Source organism: Spirillospora sp. CA-108201 (genome assembly GCF_050936235.1).
Taxonomy (GTDB): Bacteria; Actinomycetota; Actinomycetes; order Streptosporangiales; family Streptosporangiaceae; genus Spirillospora.
This window is the reverse complement of the sequence record NZ_JBNJNE010000001.1, coordinates 625,617-640,380: the sequence shown is the minus strand read 5'-3', so window position 1 is coordinate 640,380 and position 14,764 is coordinate 625,617. Positions and strand designations below refer to the sequence as shown.

16 protein-coding genes are annotated in these 14,764 nt (G+C 73.7%); 9 read left to right on the top strand and 7 right to left on the bottom strand.

Annotated features, from left to right (window positions below):
• Positions 1 to 66: 66 nt before the first annotated feature.
• Together ACQEU6_RS03120 and ACQEU6_RS03115 are read right to left on the bottom strand one after the other, a co-directional pair.
• Positions 67 to 2,241, bottom strand: coding sequence for an Imm49 family immunity protein (locus ACQEU6_RS03120; RefSeq protein WP_499329053.1), 2,175 nt, complete (start codon positions 2,239 to 2,241; stop codon positions 67 to 69).
• 95 nt (positions 2,242 to 2,336) lie between these two features.
• The gene (locus ACQEU6_RS03115) at positions 2,337 to 2,918 is read right to left on the bottom strand and encodes a TetR/AcrR family transcriptional regulator (RefSeq protein WP_499329052.1); all 582 of its coding nucleotides are present in this window, start codon (positions 2,916 to 2,918) and stop codon (positions 2,337 to 2,339) included.
• 116 nt (positions 2,919 to 3,034) lie between these two features.
• On the opposite strand from ACQEU6_RS03115, the gene ACQEU6_RS03110 reads away from it, so the two are divergent.
• From ACQEU6_RS03110 to ACQEU6_RS03100, 3 genes are all read left to right on the top strand, one after another.
• Positions 3,035 to 3,961, top strand: a complete 927-nt coding sequence (locus ACQEU6_RS03110; protein WP_499329051.1) for an NmrA family NAD(P)-binding protein — start codon at positions 3,035 to 3,037, stop codon at positions 3,959 to 3,961.
• A gap of 110 nt (positions 3,962 to 4,071) precedes the next feature.
• Positions 4,072 to 4,509: a MerR family transcriptional regulator gene (locus ACQEU6_RS03105; protein WP_499329050.1), complete on the top strand. Its 438-nt coding sequence runs from the start codon at positions 4,072 to 4,074 to the stop codon at positions 4,507 to 4,509.
• Positions 4,510 to 4,551: 42 nt separating this feature from the next.
• On the top strand, positions 4,552 to 5,373 hold the full coding sequence (locus ACQEU6_RS03100) for an NAD-dependent epimerase/dehydratase family protein (protein WP_499340083.1): 822 nt from the start codon (positions 4,552 to 4,554) through the stop codon (positions 5,371 to 5,373).
• 107 nt (positions 5,374 to 5,480) lie between these two features.
• Here ACQEU6_RS03100 and ACQEU6_RS03095 read toward each other — a convergent pair whose 3' ends face one another.
• Both ACQEU6_RS03095 and ACQEU6_RS03090 read right to left on the bottom strand, forming a co-directional pair.
• Positions 5,481 to 5,726, bottom strand: a complete 246-nt coding sequence (locus ACQEU6_RS03095; protein WP_499329049.1) for a hypothetical protein — start codon at positions 5,724 to 5,726, stop codon at positions 5,481 to 5,483.
• A gap of 417 nt (positions 5,727 to 6,143) precedes the next feature.
• Positions 6,144 to 7,418: a sensor histidine kinase gene (locus ACQEU6_RS03090; RefSeq protein WP_499329048.1), complete on the bottom strand. Its 1,275-nt coding sequence runs from the start codon at positions 7,416 to 7,418 to the stop codon at positions 6,144 to 6,146.
• A 293-nt stretch (positions 7,419 to 7,711) separates the two neighbouring features.
• Between ACQEU6_RS03090 and ACQEU6_RS03085 the strand changes: the two genes are divergently transcribed.
• Positions 7,712 to 8,152: a VOC family protein gene (locus tag ACQEU6_RS03085; RefSeq protein WP_499329047.1), complete on the top strand. Its 441-nt coding sequence runs from the start codon at positions 7,712 to 7,714 to the stop codon at positions 8,150 to 8,152.
• 79 nt (positions 8,153 to 8,231) lie between these two features.
• Positions 8,232 to 8,636, top strand: coding sequence for a nuclear transport factor 2 family protein (locus tag ACQEU6_RS03080; protein WP_499329046.1), 405 nt, complete (start codon positions 8,232 to 8,234; stop codon positions 8,634 to 8,636).
• Between the two features lie 77 nt (positions 8,637 to 8,713).
• On the opposite strand, the gene ACQEU6_RS03075 is transcribed toward ACQEU6_RS03080, so the two are convergent.
• The 3 genes from ACQEU6_RS03075 to ACQEU6_RS03065 form a co-directional block, all read right to left on the bottom strand.
• Positions 8,714 to 8,878, bottom strand: coding sequence for a hypothetical protein (locus tag ACQEU6_RS03075; protein ID WP_499329045.1), 165 nt, complete (start codon positions 8,876 to 8,878; stop codon positions 8,714 to 8,716).
• 86 nt (positions 8,879 to 8,964) lie between these two features.
• A complete protein-coding gene (locus tag ACQEU6_RS03070) occupies positions 8,965 to 9,609 on the bottom strand; it encodes a prepilin peptidase (RefSeq protein ID WP_499329044.1) in 645 nt (214 codons plus the stop codon).
• 6 nt (positions 9,610 to 9,615) lie between these two features.
• Positions 9,616 to 10,806, bottom strand: a complete 1,191-nt coding sequence (locus tag ACQEU6_RS03065; protein ID WP_499329043.1) for a hypothetical protein — start codon at positions 10,804 to 10,806, stop codon at positions 9,616 to 9,618.
• A gap of 244 nt (positions 10,807 to 11,050) precedes the next feature.
• On the opposite strand from ACQEU6_RS03065, the gene ACQEU6_RS03060 reads away from it, so the two are divergent.
• The 4 genes from ACQEU6_RS03060 to ACQEU6_RS03045 are packed head-to-tail and all read left to right on the top strand — an operon-like array spanning position 11,051 to position 14,763.
• A complete protein-coding gene (locus ACQEU6_RS03060) occupies positions 11,051 to 12,121 on the top strand; it encodes a hypothetical protein (RefSeq protein ID WP_499329042.1) in 1,071 nt (356 codons plus the stop codon).
• Positions 12,118 to 12,783 (top strand): Flp pilus assembly protein CpaB, encoded by a 666-nt coding sequence (gene cpaB / locus ACQEU6_RS03055; protein ID WP_499329041.1) that lies wholly within the window; start codon positions 12,118 to 12,120, stop codon positions 12,781 to 12,783. The genes ACQEU6_RS03060 and cpaB overlap by 4 nt, the downstream gene beginning before the upstream one ends.
• A 4-nt stretch (positions 12,784 to 12,787) precedes the next feature.
• A complete protein-coding gene (locus ACQEU6_RS03050) occupies positions 12,788 to 14,383 on the top strand; it encodes a CpaE/TadZ family protein (RefSeq protein WP_499329040.1) in 1,596 nt (531 codons plus the stop codon).
• A complete protein-coding gene (locus ACQEU6_RS03045; protein ID WP_499329039.1) occupies positions 14,380 to 14,763 on the top strand; it encodes a TadE/TadG family type IV pilus assembly protein in 384 nt (127 codons plus the stop codon). The genes ACQEU6_RS03050 and ACQEU6_RS03045 overlap by 4 nt, the downstream gene beginning before the upstream one ends.
• Position 14,764: the final 1 nt, after the last annotated feature.

The window sequence follows — 14,764 nt, the reverse complement described above, 5'->3', positions numbered from 1 at the left end:
CGTCGCTTCGAGCGGCCGCTTGAGCGACCCGGCGGGACTGATCTTCTTGCGGGCGGTGCCGGGATGTCATCTGCCGTCGTGCTGATGGGCCCTGATCTGGTCGAGCACTGCGAGTGCTCGCCGGTGCCAGTGCTGGTCACCGGCCTCCTGGTAGGCGACGGCCGCCTTCTCGATCGCCGCAGCGGCTTCGTCCGGCCGGCCCGCCGCATGTCTTGCCAGGCCCAGCCCGTGCCACGCCGTGGCCTCGCCGTGCCGGTCGCCTGTCCGGCGGAAGAGCTCCGCGGCGTCGGTGTGGGCGGTGATCGCCTCGTCCAGCCGCCCGGTCCCCTTGAGGGCGCTCCCGAGGTTGTTGACGGCCAAGCCTTCGCGGCGCCGGTCTCCGGACTCGCCGAGGATCCGGGCGGCTTCGGTGAGCATGGTGATCGCTTCCTCGAACCGCTGCACGTCGCGCAGGGCGCTGCCGAGGTTGTTCAGCGCCAGACCCTCGCGGCGCTTATCCCCGACCTCGCGGTAGATGGCGGCGGCGTCGGTGTAGGCGTCGAACGCCTCATCGTGCCGCTGCCGGCCGAGCAGGGCACTGCCGAGATTGTTCAGCGCCATGGCCTCGCCGGACCGATCATTGTTCTGGCGGTAGAGGGCGGCGGCGTCGGTGTGCGCGGTGACGGCCTCCTCGGACCGCTGCAGTCGGCTGAGTGCGCTGCCGATCCCGGTGAGCGCGTCGGCTTGGCCAGGCCGGTCTCCGGTCTGGCGGGCGGCTTGCAAGGCGATGGTGGACAGCTGGAGTGCGTCGGCGACGCGGCGGCGCAGGTCCAGGTACTCGCCCAGAGCGAAGGCGATGTGGCGGGTGACGAGGGGACGGCCGGCATCGGCGGCGGCCCGCGCCGCGGCGATCAGGTTGGGCGTCTCGATGTCCAGCCAGATCAGCGCGTCGCCCCGTCCGGTGAACATCCGCCTGCGGTCCCGGGTGGTGGGGTGGAGCTGATGGCCGGCGTCGACGGCGCCGAGCCGGTAGTGCTCGAACAGCCGCGCGAGCGCGTCGTCGTGCTCCCCGGCTTCGGCGCGGCCGAGGGCGGCGGCGAACGCGCGGGCCGGGTCGCGCGGACGCCACCAACCGTACGGCTCCCCCACCTCCACCAGGGACATCTGGGCCAGTGCCTCCGCCGTCACCAGTGCTTCGGCGGCGGGCAGACCGGTCAGGGCGGAGAGGGCCGGGGTGGAGATCTGGGGCCCGGGGTTGAGGAGCATCATCCGCAGCGCCCGCCGCTGGACGCCGGTGAGGCGCTCGTAGAGATCGCGGAGCCCGTCGTCGGTGTCGGGCAGGCCGTGCCGGGTCGGGACGACCACCGGCTCCGTCGCGGGCGGCCCGTCAGCGGGAGGCTCGGGGAGCAGCCCTTCGGGCAGGTAGCCGGAGCGGACGTCGAGGGGCCATCCGTGGGCGAGAACGGCCAGGTTCGCCAGGGCGATCGCCGCGAGAGGCAGCAGTGTCCGAGGTGCGGGATCGTCGCCGATGTCCTCGCGGTACCGGGCGAGGCGGTCGGCCAGGGCCCGTTCGAAGGCGGGCCGGTCGTCGTCGAGCAGCACGCGCAGCAGGTGCTGGTCGGGGGTCAGCGGTCCGGCCGCGTCCAGCCGGCGCGCGGCGCGAACACGGGCCGGTCTGTCGGGTCTGACGACCAGCGGGGGCCCGTCGCCGTCGACGAGGTAGTCGGCCAGCGCGTCCATCTCGGCCAGCGCGGCCGCGGACTCGGCGGGCGAGACGTGGATCTCGGGCGCGACGTCGAGCTTGAGGACGAGGTTCCGGCGCCACGGCACCCCGAAGGCGCTGCTGATCAGGCACAGCGCGAACGACCGGACCCACTCGGCGACCGGCGGAGTCCGGGGCTTGTCCAGGGAGTAGGACGTCTCGGGGCTGGTGAGCTTCGTGGCGCCGTACCGAGCGGTGAGGACGGGAAAGTCGACCTCGAAGTCGCCGTTGGGCCAGAGCCTGCGGTCGAGGACCGCCGCCGCGCACTCCGCCGCGGTCTGCAGTGCGGCGCGCACCGCGGGCCCCGACAGCGCCGGATCGAACCGAGCGCACGCAGCTACATGGTCCAGGAGCTCATCGCAGGTCTCCGCGAACAACTCGGGATCGTATTCGTATCCCGCGTCCATCCTGTGCCAGCGCGTGAAGGTCCGTTTCTCGATGTCGGTGAGCGCCAGATCGATGAGGTGCCTTTCGACCTGGTGGCACGGAACTTGGTACACGGGTGGGGGTCCCTTGCTTTCTCGACCGCGCCACTTCGTCAGCCGGTGGCGCCGCGTTGGTGGACTGGGCTCGCGTCGACGCGCGCGGGCCGCGCTCAGCGGGGCCGGACCCCGTCGATGGCGATCGCCAGCAGTTGGTCCGCTTCGGAGGGGCCGTCGGCATCGCGCTCGCTGGCCGTGGAGACGGCGGCGACGAGCTTCAGCAGTTGGAGCGCGGTGATCTCGGGGCGTACGGCGTCCGCCGCGCGAGCGCGGGCGAGCAGTCGCTCGCCCGCGCCGACGATCATGTCGTGGCAACCGCCGCCGAGCGCCGGCCCGCCGCCGTCGCGCGCGACGGACGCGCTCAAGCCGCGGTTGGCCGCGGCCTGAGCGCCGACGGCGCGGAGCCAGGTGAACAGCGCCTCTCCCGGATCGGGGGCGGTGACCAGGTCGTCGGCCTGGGCGCAGATGGCCGCCACCCGGTCTCGGAAGACCGCTTCCAGAAGCGCCCGCCGGGTGGGGAAATGCCGGTGCAGGGTGGCCGAGCCGACTCCGGCCCTGCGAGCGATCTCCTCCAGGGACGCTTCGGCGCCGTCCTCGGCGATGAGAGCCTCCGCGGCCGTCAGGATCCGGCCGACGTTGCGGCGAGCGTCGGCACGCATCTGCTGTCCGGCCGGCTTGTCGGCACCTTGCGGCACGGGCGGCTCCTGACGCTTGCTAACCGGGGTGTCCCCCCATATCGTAGCGGACACTAACTGGAGGGGTACCCCACTTATGTGGAACGCGCCTTCCCGGTCCGACATGAGGAGAAGCGGTGACACCGAGGAACAAGACCGTCGCGGTGGTGGGAGCGACCGGTCTGCAGGGCGGGGCCGTGACGCGTCAATTGCTGCACGACGGCTGGCAGGTGCGGGCACTCACTCGCGATCCGGACGCGGCCCCTGCCCGGGCGCTGGCACGGGCCGGCGCGCAGGTCGTGCGGGCGCGGATGGAAGACGTCCACTCCCTGACCGCCGCGGCCGAGGACGCGTGGGGCCTGTTCAGCGTGCAGCCCACGGTCGGCTCGCCGGGCACCGCGCCGGACTTCACCACCGACGACGAGGTGCGCTGGGGCGCGAACGTCGCCGAGGCCGCGCAGGCCGCCGGCGTCGGGCACCTGGTGTTCACCTCGGTGGCCGGGGCGGACCGCCATCCCGGCGAGAAGGTGCCGGTGAACCTGGTCAGCAAATGGCGGATCGAGCAGCGCATCGCCGAACTCGGCCTCCCCGCGACGATCCTGCGGCCGGTCTCCTTCATGGAGAACTTCACCGGCGGCTACGCGCTGCGCGACGGCGCCCTGTCCAGCGGAGTCGCGCCGGACACCGTCCAGCAACTCATCGCGGTCGACGACGTCGGCGCCATCGCCGCGGCAGCCTTCGCCAAGCCGCGGGAGTGGATCGGCCGAGCGGTCTCTCTGGCCGCCGAGGAACTCACCCCGGCCCAGGTCGCCGAGGCCATCGGAACGGCGCTGGGAATCTCGCTGCCTTACGTCCAGATTCCGCTGGAGACGATCCGCACCATCAGCGAGGACTTCGCCTACGCCAACCAATGGCTCAACGAGTTCGGCTACCGGACCGACATCGCCGCCACCCGACGCATCCACCCCGCCGCCATGGACTTCGGCACCTGGTTGGAACGCACGGGCGCAGCCCGGATCTCCGCGTTCCTTGATTCCACGGACAACGCCGGCCAGGGCGCCTGAGCGCGGGCGGCGGGTCCGTGAAGCCGTCAGAGGGGTGTGACCACCCCGTTTCGACGCCGGCGGCCCGGAGGCTTTGACCTCAAGCGCTTGAGGTGTGCTGTGCTCAGCACATGAGCACTCTCACCGTCCAGGACGTCGCGCGGCGCACGGGGCTCAGCGAGCCGACGTTGCGCTACTACGAGGACGTCGGGCTCCTCGGGCCGGTCCTCCGGGACGAGAGCAGCGGGCACCGCCGCTACGGCGCCGAGGAACTCGACGTGCTGGAGGCGCTGGCCTGCCTGCGCGCCGCCGGCGTGGGAACCGGCGACATGCGCACCTACCTGGCCAACCGCGCCCGCGGCCGGGGCGCGGCGGCGGAGCAGCGCGACCTGCTGCTGCGGCACGCCGAGCGCGTCGAGGCGGAGATCGCCGCCCGGCGGGCGCGGCTCGGCTACCTGCGCGACAAGGCGGCGCTGTGGGACGCCCGCGACCGCGGCGACGCCGCCGCGGAGGCCGAGGCGCTGCGGCGGCTCGCGGGGTCGGTCGACCGCCTGGGGGTGCCGCGATGAGCCCGGTCCTGGTCACCGGCGGATCCGGCTACCTCGGCACGCATCTGGCCGCCGCGCTGCTGCGGGACGGCCGGGCGGTGCGCGCGACGGTGCGCTCGAAGGCCCGGCTGCGCGGAGGTCCACCACGTCGCCTCGCCCATCCCGGCCACCCAGCCCGAGGACCCCGACGAGCTGATCGTCCCCGCTCGCGAGGGGACGCTGCGGGTGCTGCGCGCCGCGCGCGCGGCGGGCGCCCGGCGCGTGGTCCTGACCTCGTCGTTCGCCGCCGTCGGGTACACGCCGAAGCCGGGCGCGGAGTTCACCGAGGCCGACTGGACCGATCCCGACACGCCGGGTCTGGCGCCCTACCCGCGCTCCAAGGCGATCGCCGAGCGCGCCGCGTGGGACCTGATGGGCGGCGGGCGCGGCGGCACCGAACTGGTCGCCGTCAATCCGACGGCCGTCTTCGGGCCCGCCCTCACCTCCGTCCCGGGCTCCTCGATGCAGCTGATCAAGGCGATGCTCGACGGCGCGATGCGGCGCGCGCCGCGGCTGCGCTTCGGCGTCGTCGACGTCCGCGACGTGGCCGACCTGCACATCCGCGCGATGGCGGCGCCCGGGGCCGCGGGGCGGCGCTACCTGGCCGTCGGCGACGGCCCGGCGCTCGGCCTCCTGGACGTGGCCGCGATCCTCGGGCGCCGCCTCGGCCCTCTCGCCGCGCGGGTGCCCGCGGAGGAGGAGCCGGGCGCGGAGCCGGCGCGGCCGGTCATCCGCAACGACCGGGCCCGGACGGAGCTCGGCTGGCGCCCGCGCCCGGTCGAGACGACGATCGTGGAGTCGGCCGAGAGCCTGCGCGACCTCGGCCTCGTGACGCCCGGGGGGTGACGGCCGCCGCGCCGGCGGCTCCCGGACGCACTCGCGCGTTCCGGCCCCCGGAATCCGGAGGCCGAAAAGCGAGAACGCTCGTCCCGACCGACCTGAGGAGCGCCTGTCTACCGGAAGAGGGAGACCGGTTCCGTCGTGAAGAAGTCTCCGTTCGGGTCGGCCGTGTTGTTGAGGTCGACGAAGACGTGGGTGGCGCCGGAGAGAACGTTCTCCCTGACATTGGCCTCGCCATTACCGAATTCGTCGGTGGTCACCGTCCCGACGACTCCCGGGAAGTCGGACGTCCCGAGAGACGGCCCCAACTGGATGAGCCTGATGGTGTAGCTCTGGGTCAACGTGGGTCCGACGGGCATCCCCAGGCAGTCCCTGTTCTGGCGGGTGATCGTGACTTTTCGCGCGGGAACCGCGGGACCCGGGGGCGTGGGCTGGGCGATCTGGGCCGCGGACGTGCTCGGAGGCGCGCGGGTCTCCCCCCAGGTAACCTTCCTTTCCTCTGGATGGACCCTGCCACTGGGGAGAAGTGAAATCAGACAAAGCCGTCAGAATTGCCCATTGCGGCAAACCGCACTTTTGCGTGCGTTGGCTCGGACGAGACATGAGCACTGACGCCGCTTGAGCCGCGGCCGACTCGGCACCGCCAGAAGACGGGTCAGGGCGCGCAAGGCGCCGGCGCCTTGATCGCGTGCTCCGCCTCGGCGCGCGTGGTCACCTCGCGGATGAGAGCTCGCCCTTCAGGAGACTCCCCGGGCACGGCCCCGCGGCGAGGCCGCTCATCGAGCGTTGGGCTCGTCGCCGGCGGCGGTCCCGGTGCCGGGACCGACCGAGGGGTGGAGGGGGAGCCACAGGGTGAAGCGGGTGCCGGGCGAATGATCGACGATGTTGAGGTCGCCGTGGTGGCCCTGGGCGATCTGGCGGGCGATGGCCAGGCCCAGGCCGGTGCCTTCGGGATCGGCCTGGCGGGCGTCGGGTCGCCGGTAGAAGCGATCGAACACCTTCTCGCGTTCCTCGGCGGGGATGCCGGGCCCGTCGTCGGTGACCTCCAGCACCGCCCTCCCGTGCTGCTGGACGACTGTCACGTCGATGCGGGTCCGGGTGTGGCGCTCGGCGTTGTCGAGCAGGTTGTTCAGCAGACGGGTCAGCCGGACGGGCGAGGCGTCGACGATCACGTCCGCGGCGAGGTCGAGGGTGAGGTCGACGGACCGGTGGTCCGGGGCACGGCGGTCGGTCTCGGTCCGGACCAGGTGCGCCAGGTCGACGGCTCGCGTCCGCCAGGGGGCATTGCCCTCCAACCGGGCCAGTTCCAGCAGGTCGGCGACGATGTCGCCGATGCGTTCGGCGTCGTACAGCGCGGACCGCAGGATCTCCTCGGCGTCACCGCCGGGGTCGTTGAGGACGATCTCCAGGCAGGTGCGCAGCCCGGCGAGCGGACCGCGCAGGTCATGGGAGGTGTCGGCGACCGCCTGACGCTGGTGCTGCAGCGCCCGCTGCGCCGTTTCGGTGGCCTGACGCTCGCGTTCCTGGGCGTCCCGCAGCCGCTGGTTGACCTCCTGCAGCTCACGAGCCCGCACGAACAGCTCCGCCTCGATCGCGCTCGCCTGCGAGGCCAGCGCCCGCTGATGCGGTTCCGGGTCGTTCTCGGCTTCGCGGAGACTCTGGATGAAGCCGGTCACCTCCTCCACCCGGTTGATCACCAGTGTGACCCGTCCGTCCGGGCCCAGCACCGGGGCGTTGAGGATGGTCCAGTACCGCTCGTGAAAGATCCCGGGACGTTCCGGCTCCTCGGTGTCGTAGCGCTGCAACGGCATGGTCTCGACCTCGCCCGTGCTCACCACCCGTTCCAGCGACGCGCGCAGCTGCACGGCGCTCTGCCCCGACGGCCCGCCGGGGAACACCTCGAACACCCTCCTGCCGACGATCTGCTCCCTCGACCAGCCCGTCAGCCGTTCGTAGGCCCCGTTCACCGCGACGTACACCCACGCGGGCGACAGGATCGAAACCGCCACCGGCGACGCCTCGAAGATCGCCGAAAAGTCGACGTCGGCCACGCCGATCCCCTATCCGCGCCGCGGGCAACCGACACCCAACGAAGAGTCGACATTCCTCCAAGCCCGGGACGTGGTCGCCGACACCCGATCAATGGCGGGAAGGGTTCGGTCGCCGAAGGTCGGCTCGCCGCCCGCTCGGGCACCCGGGTCGCCGCGGACGCCCACACGCCGGCAGCACCTTCGCGCCCCGGTGATCCACGAGGGATGTGGTGCAGGATGTCGAGGCGGGCCCACCGGCTCCGTCCCCGTTCAGGAGCGGCCATTCCGGCCGTGCCACACGAAGGAGACCCGGCATGACGATCCAGCGGATGGACAATGTCCTGATCGTCGTCGATGACCTTGAGGCGGTCATCGCGTTCTTCGTCGAACTCGGCATGGAACTGGAGGGCAAGGGGCCACTGGAATGGCGCGGGGCGGAGCGGGTCATCGGGCTCGACAATGTTCGGCAGGACGTCGCCATGCTGCGGGTTCCGGACGGGAACGGGCGAATAGAACTGGCGAAGTTCCACAGGCCGGATGTCATCACCCCCGAGCCGAAGGACGCACCGGCGAACACTCTCGGCCTTCGTCGCGTCATGTTCGCGGTCGATGACATCGAGGACGTCGTCGCCCGCGTGCGGGCACGCGGCGCCGAGCTCGTCGGCGAGATCGTGCAGTATGAGAACGTCTATCGGCTCTGCTACGTCCGCGGCCCCGAGGGCATCGTCGTCGGACTCGCCGAGCAGCTCGGCTGAGGGGCCCGGCCCCCAGGGGGCGCCGGCAAGACGAAGCTCAATGGCGCGCATCGCATATCCGACAGATAAGGCAGCACTTATGACAACAGATTCACCGGTACAGACCGTCCAGCGCCTGCTCTCACTGATCGCCGAGGGAAAGAGCGCGGAGGCGTCGGCGCTGTTCGCCGACTCGGTGTCGTTCTCGATTCCGCACCCGCCGGGAATTCCCTGGGTTCCGGAGGTCGACTCGGCGGAGGGCATGCGGAAGTTCTTCGAACTGCTTCAGAGCCATGTGCGAACCAGGGAGTTCGACCTCCGCCAGGTCATCGCCGAGGGCGACGACGTGGTCCTCGTCGGGCGCATGGTCTCCGAGGTCGAGAAGACGGGCCGGGAGATCGACACGGCGTTCGCCCTGCACGCCACGGTCCGGAACGGGAAGATCACCCGCTACCACCTCTACGAGGACAGCTACGCCGTCGCCAAGGCCTACTTCGACGACTGACCGTGGGGCGGGCCCGCGCCGGGCCCTGCCGGGTCAGGTGGGCGGGACGGGCCGGGGGCGGCGCTTCGGCGGACGGTTCACGGAGCCTTGGCGAGGGAGCCGTGATCGCGGATCGCGGCGCAGGAACGGGCGGCCATGGCGAGGAACATCTCGTCGCCGCGCTCGGTGGGCGCGCCGCAGGCGCAGCCGAGCACGGTGATCAGAGGGCCCTGGAGGAAGGCGAAGGCGTAGTCATCCCACACGATCCCAACTAAAAGCAACCATATAGTCACCATAGTTCATTCAATGGAGTCCTGGAAGAGCTCCCATCCGGGCCGCCGTGCGGTGCTCAGCTCATCGCTATGGCGAACAGCGCGCCCAGCAGCATGAACGGCCCGAAAGGTATCTCGGTCTTTCTCGTCGCCTTGCGGAACGCGATGAGCGCGATGCCGAACAGGCCGCCGAAGAAGAAGCCCGCGACCAGTCCGAGCAGCCAGGCGCCCGAGCCCAGCCAGCCCAGGTACAGGCCGAGGACCCCGGCCAGCTTGACGTCCCCCCGCCCGATCGACCGCGCCGCGAACAGCCGCTGGACGGCGTAGGCGGCCCACAGCGCCACCGCGCCCGCCAGGGCGCCCACCAGGGGCCAGAACTCGGCGGCCACCAGCGTGGCGATCATCAGCAGCCCGGTGCCGATCGGGTAGGACGGCAGGACGAGCAGGTCGGGCAGCCGCCTGACCGCCAGGTCCACGGTCGCGAGGAGGGTGCCGACGGCCCCCAGGTAGAGGAACGCCGGCAGCTCGGGACCGGGCCCGATGCGCCAGGCGAGCAAGGCCCAGACGGCGGCCGTCGCGGACGCCACCGCCAGTCTCGGCGCCAGCCGGCCGGCCCGCCGCGCGCGCGCCTGCTCGGGCAGGAAGCGCCACGCGTGCGGCGCGGCGAACCAGCCGACCGCGCCGCCGCCGACCGCCGCGCCTCCCGCGACGAGCGCGATCACCGGTCGCTACCGGTGCTGTGCGGGGCGGGTGAAGGCCGCCGGCGCACCGGCGGACCCGGGGGCGCCGTAGCCCGCGATCCGGGCACGGCCGTCGCCGGTGAACTCGGCGTAGGTGCGGGTGGCGGGGTCCAGCACGATGCCGACCCGGTCGGGCCGGCCGTCCTCGCCCCGCAGGAACACCAGGTCGGCGGCCTCTTCCTCGCCCGGCCGGACGGGCGCGCCGTAGGCGCGCTGGGCGCCGGCGCCGTCGGGGATCTCCAGGCCGGCCAGTCGGTGCACCTCGCGGACGAACCGGGATCCGTCGCAGGCCTCGCGCCTCCAGCGCTCATCGAACTCCTCCCGTGATTCGTCGTCGCCGCCCGGCGGCCGGGCGGCGAGCGCGGTGCACGGCCCGGTTCCCGGGCCGATCCGCCGGTAGGTCTCGGCCAGCACCCGCGCCGCGGCCGGCGGGGCGCCGGGCGGAAGGTTGGGGACGGCGCCGTCCGGCTCGCCCCCGTAGGGTTCGGGGTCGTCGCCGTCGACCAGGTTCGCCCGGAACCGCCGGCCGACCTCGGTCCGGTCTCCGTGGGGCCAGGCCCGCACGCCGTCGCAGAGCAGCCGCGGCGAGCCGGCCTTCCCCGCGACGCGGGAACAGGCGGGCAGGTCGAGCCGGGCGGCGGCCACCGCGGTCCCGGAGCGGCCGAGGCCGCGCTCGCCGAACCTGTCACGGCACAGGCGGGTGCGGGTGGGGCCCGGGGACGCCGTGTCACCGGAAGCGGGCGGCGGCTCGGGCGGGTCCGTGCCCTCCCCGGGACCGGGCGCCCCGGCCTCCGGCACCGGGCTGGTCACCTTGCAGTCGCGGGTCGCGACCGAGACGCGCGCGGTGCGGCCGCGCAGCCCGCTCAGCCGGACCGGCCCCGCCAGAACGGCCCCGTTCAGCCCGGCGTAGCGGGCCGCGCGCTCCCTCGCCGCGTCCTCGCCGACGTCCCAGAACGCCGCCCCGCGGGGGTCGACCCCGGCGAGCGCGAGTTCGAGGGCGTACTCGCGCAGCGGCTGCACCGCCGCCAGGGCCGCCGCGTCGGCGGCGACCTGGGCGCGGCCGCGCAGGTCGCTGGAGAAGGCCAGCCGGGCGATCAGCATCGTGGCGGCGACCAGGACCAGCGTCATCCCCACCACCAGCACGATGGTGGCGCCGCCGCGGTCCTGTTCGGCCCTCACGTGTCACTACGCATTCTCTGTCTTTTCCCGGGGCTGATTCCGGCCGCCAATCGGCCGTCCCGCCGTGACGGTAAAACTCGGGGCCGCGCGGCGGGCAGGGCCGATGGGCCCAATAAAGTCCCTCAATCAACGCTCGATGCAGCTTTTCAGGCCTCCTCCCTCGATGCTTGACATCTCAACATATTCGGGTCTAAACAAAGACAACCAAGCACCGTTCGCCACCGACCCGAGGTCCTGGAGAGCGATGAACGAGCAACGTGCCCGCCGTGCCGTCGTGGCGATCGGCGATCTGCCCAGCACCGGCCACGTTCCGGCCGAGCCGGCCGAGCGGCTGACCGTGCCGAGTGCTCTGACCGGCACCGCCGACGCCTACGAGCGGGTCACCGCCCGCCTGGCCGAGTTCACCGAGATCCTCGTCGTCTACCCGGAGTGGGACGCCGCCCCGGCGCGGCGGCTGCTGCCGGTCATCCGGGGCCTCCTGGAGACCGACCGGGTCGCCGAGCTCGGGCTGCGGCTGCCGCCGCTGGCCTTCTCCCTGGTCGCCGACCTGCTGGCGCACTCCGCGCGCTACATGCCGCTGGGGCTGCTGGCGCGGGTGAGCGAGCGGCTGGAGCGGGAGGTCGCGGCGGGCGCCCGGATGGGCAGCGTCACCCGGCTGGCGAACGTGCCGACCGGGCTGCGCCAGCACCTGCGGTCGTACGTGCCGCGGTCCGGGTTCGTGGCCTGGGCCGCGCCGGCGCCCCGGGTGGACACGGTGAACCGCCGCACCGGCGCAGTCGACCCGCCCGAGCCGGTTCCGAACGGGCAGGTCCACCTGCTGGTCGCGCGGCGGGACGGGGAGTTCCCCGGCATCCGGGACCGGCTGGTCGAGGCGTTCCGTCCGGACAGGGTCCTGGACGTCGCGCCGCAGCCGCTCGGCGCCCGCTACTGGGGCACCCCCCGGCACGCGGAGTTCGTCGCGTTCAGCACCGCCCCGTCCGCGTTCCGCGGGCTGGTCGAGGGCGAGCGGTTCTGGCACTGCCCCTGGTGCCGCCGCCCGACGGCCTCCGAGATCTGCCCGTCCTGCCGCATGTTCCAGGCCGACCCACCGCATCAGAACCAGAGCTGGCCTCCCGCCCCGCCGGGCCGGGGCCCTGCCCGCAGGGCCCCGGCGGCCGCCCGCGACGGCGCCGCCGTGCCGCTCGGCGACTCCCCGACCCCCATCGTGACCAGCGCAGCGAGGACATCCGTGAGAACGCCCATCGCCCTGCCCCCGGCAGGCACGGCCGCCGCGCGCTCCAGCGGCGCCTCCGACGATCCCCCGAGGTCCGCGTGAACCCCCGGCAGCGGCGCGGCGCCGTGCTGCTGGGGGTCGCGGTCCTCGGCTCCGCCTTCGTGTTCGCCTCGGTCTACCGCTACGTCGCCTCCGTCCGCGCGGAGGTCGGCCCGAAGCTCAGCGTCCTGGTCGTGACCAAGGAGGTCGGCGCCTACCAGCGTCCGGGCCCGGACGCCCTGGCGACGCGGACGATGCCCCGCCGGTGGATCCCGCCCGGCGGGATCCTGCAGCGGCCCGAGCAGGTCGGCGACCGGGTCGCCGCCACCCGGCTGCGGCCCGGCACCCTCCTCGTGCCGGACCTGCTGACCGCCCAGCCCGACCTGCGGCCCGGCCAGCGGGCGATCACCCTCCAGGTGACCGTCGACCCCAACGTCACCGGCCGGCTGCGTGCCGGTGCGCTGACCGACGTCTACGCCACGTTCCCGGCGCAGGGAAAGCGGCAGGCGTGCGCGTCGCGGATCGTCTCGCGCGCCCTGGTCCTGCAGGTCGGGCGGCGCGAGGGCGAACACGTCGCGATCATGTTCGCGTTCGACGGCCGCGACTCCCTCAAGGTCACCTACGCCGAAAGCTTCGCCAACCGCATCCGGCTGGCCCTCATCAGCGAGGCCGGGGAACCCGGCGAGCTGCAACTGACCCCGCTCTGCTCCGCCCCCGTGAGGTGACGACGTGAGCATCCGCGTCATGCTGGCCGTCGGGGACGTCCCGGCGGCGGCCGTGCTGCGCGCCCTGCTGGACGAGCTGACCGGCGTCGTCCTGACGGCGGAGGCGGCGACCGCCGCCGACGTCGCGGCGGCGGTGGCGGCCGAGGCCGAACCCGACGTCCTGCTGCTGCACCACACGCTCGACGGGTTCCCCACCACCGATCTGGTGCGCGAGCTGACCGGCCGCCACCCGGCCCTGGCGATCATCGTCGTCGTCGAGGAGCCGACCACCGAGCAGCTCGGCCTGGCGATGGAGGCGGGCGCGCGCGGCGTGATCGACGCGCACCCGTCGCTGGCCGAGCTCCAGCACCGGACCGGCGCGGCGGCCGACTGGTCGCGGACGATGCGGCACCACCTCGACCCCGGCGCCGGCGGCGACCCGGGCGCCTCGCGCCGCGGCTACACGGTCGCGGTGTGCGGGGCCAAGGGCGGGACCGGCACCACGCTGCTGGCCGTGCACCTGGCGCTCTCCGCCGTGGGCGCCGGGCGGCGGGTCTGCCTGGTCGACCTGGACCTGCAGACCGGCGACCTGCAGTCCTACCTCGACATCACCCACCGCCGCAGCATCGCGGACCTGGGCGCGGCGGCCGACGACCTGGACGGCACCGTGCTGGCCGACGCGCTCTTCGCGCACCGCGACGGGCCCCACGTCCTGCTCGCCCCCGCCGAGGGAGAGCGCGCCGAGGAGGTCACCGAGACGGCGACCCGGCAGATCCTGGTCGCGCTGCGGTCCCGCTACGACGCGGTGATCGTCGACTGCGGCGCCCAGCTCACCGACGCCAACGCCGTCGCCATCGAGACGGCCGACCGCGTCCTGGTCACCGCCAGCCCCGACCTGCCCGCGCTGCGGGGGGTGCGGCGCCTGGTCGCGCTGTGGGAGCGGCTGTCGGTGCGCAAGAAGGAGGACGTGGACGTGGTGCTGGTCCGGCACTCGCGCCGCGACGAGGTCCAGCCGGACTTCGCCCGCCGGGTGCTGACCGCGCCGCTGCTGAAGACGGCCGTCCCGGCCGACTTCCGCGCGGTGGAGGAGGCGGTGAACACCGGCGCCCCCGGCAACGCCGCGTCCAGCTCCTACCGGAGCGCGGTGGAGGCGCTGGCCCGCGAGATCGGCCTGCACGAGTGGGGGGCGGCGCGGCGGCGCGGACGCCCCGGGCGCGGACGCAGGCCCCGCGACCGGGCCCGGCGCGGCGGCGGCGACGCGGGCGCCGCCGTCACCGAGTTCGCGGCGGTGCTCCCGCTCGTCGGCCTCCTGCTGCTGGTCGCCTACCAGGTCGTGTTGGTGGGCGTCACCGCCGTGTACGCGACGCTGGCGGCCGGCGAGGGCGCCCGCGCCGTCGCGGTCCTCGGCAACGGCGCGGCCGACGGCCCGGCGGTCCGGGAACGGGCCGCCTCCCGGATCGCCGCGCCGTGGAACCGCCCGGACCGGCTGCGGCTGAGCGCGGACGGCGACTGGTTCACCGCGACGGTGCGGGTCCCGGCCGTGCTGCCCGGGACCGACGGCCTGTTCGACCTGCACGCCCGGGCCCGGGTCGTGCACGAGGAGAGGGGCGCGAGGGGATGAGCCGCACTCCGGCCGGTGGGCGGCCCGCCCCCGGGGCCCGCGACGCGGGGACGGCGGTGGTCGAGTTCGCGGCCGTGCTGCCGATCGCGGGGGTCGGGATCCTGCTGTGCCTTCAGGCGCTGGTCGCCGTCGTGTCCGTCGAGCGGGTGCAGAACGCCGCCCGCACGGGCGCACGGGTCGCCGCGCAGCGGCAGGATCCCGGCGCGTGCCCGGCCGCCGCCCGCGACGCGCTGCCCGGCTGGGCGAGGGAGCCGCGCGCCGAGGGCACGGCCGCCGGCGACGGCGTGAGCTGCGCGGTCACGGTGCGGACCCCGCTGCTGTTCCCGGGTGTCCCGCTGGACCTGGAGTTCTCCAGGACCGTCCACATGCCGAGGGGTTGAG

Excerpts from the sequence above, each read along its gene's own strand:
- ACQEU6_RS03105 (WP_499329050.1), top strand. The coding sequence starts at position 4,072 with ATGAGCACTCTCACCGTCCAGGACGTCGCGCGGCGCACGGGGCTCAGC.
- ACQEU6_RS03095 (WP_499329049.1), bottom strand. The coding sequence starts at position 5,726 with ATGCCCGTCGGACCCACGTTGACCCAGAGCTACACCATCAGGCTCATC.
- ACQEU6_RS03085 (WP_499329047.1), top strand. The coding sequence starts at position 7,712 with ATGACGATCCAGCGGATGGACAATGTCCTGATCGTCGTCGATGACCTT.
- ACQEU6_RS03080 (WP_499329046.1), top strand. The coding sequence starts at position 8,232 with ATGACAACAGATTCACCGGTACAGACCGTCCAGCGCCTGCTCTCACTG.
- ACQEU6_RS03060 (WP_499329042.1), top strand. The coding sequence starts at position 11,051 with ATGAACGAGCAACGTGCCCGCCGTGCCGTCGTGGCGATCGGCGATCTG.
- ACQEU6_RS03045 (WP_499329039.1), top strand. The coding sequence starts at position 14,380 with ATGAGCCGCACTCCGGCCGGTGGGCGGCCCGCCCCCGGGGCCCGCGAC.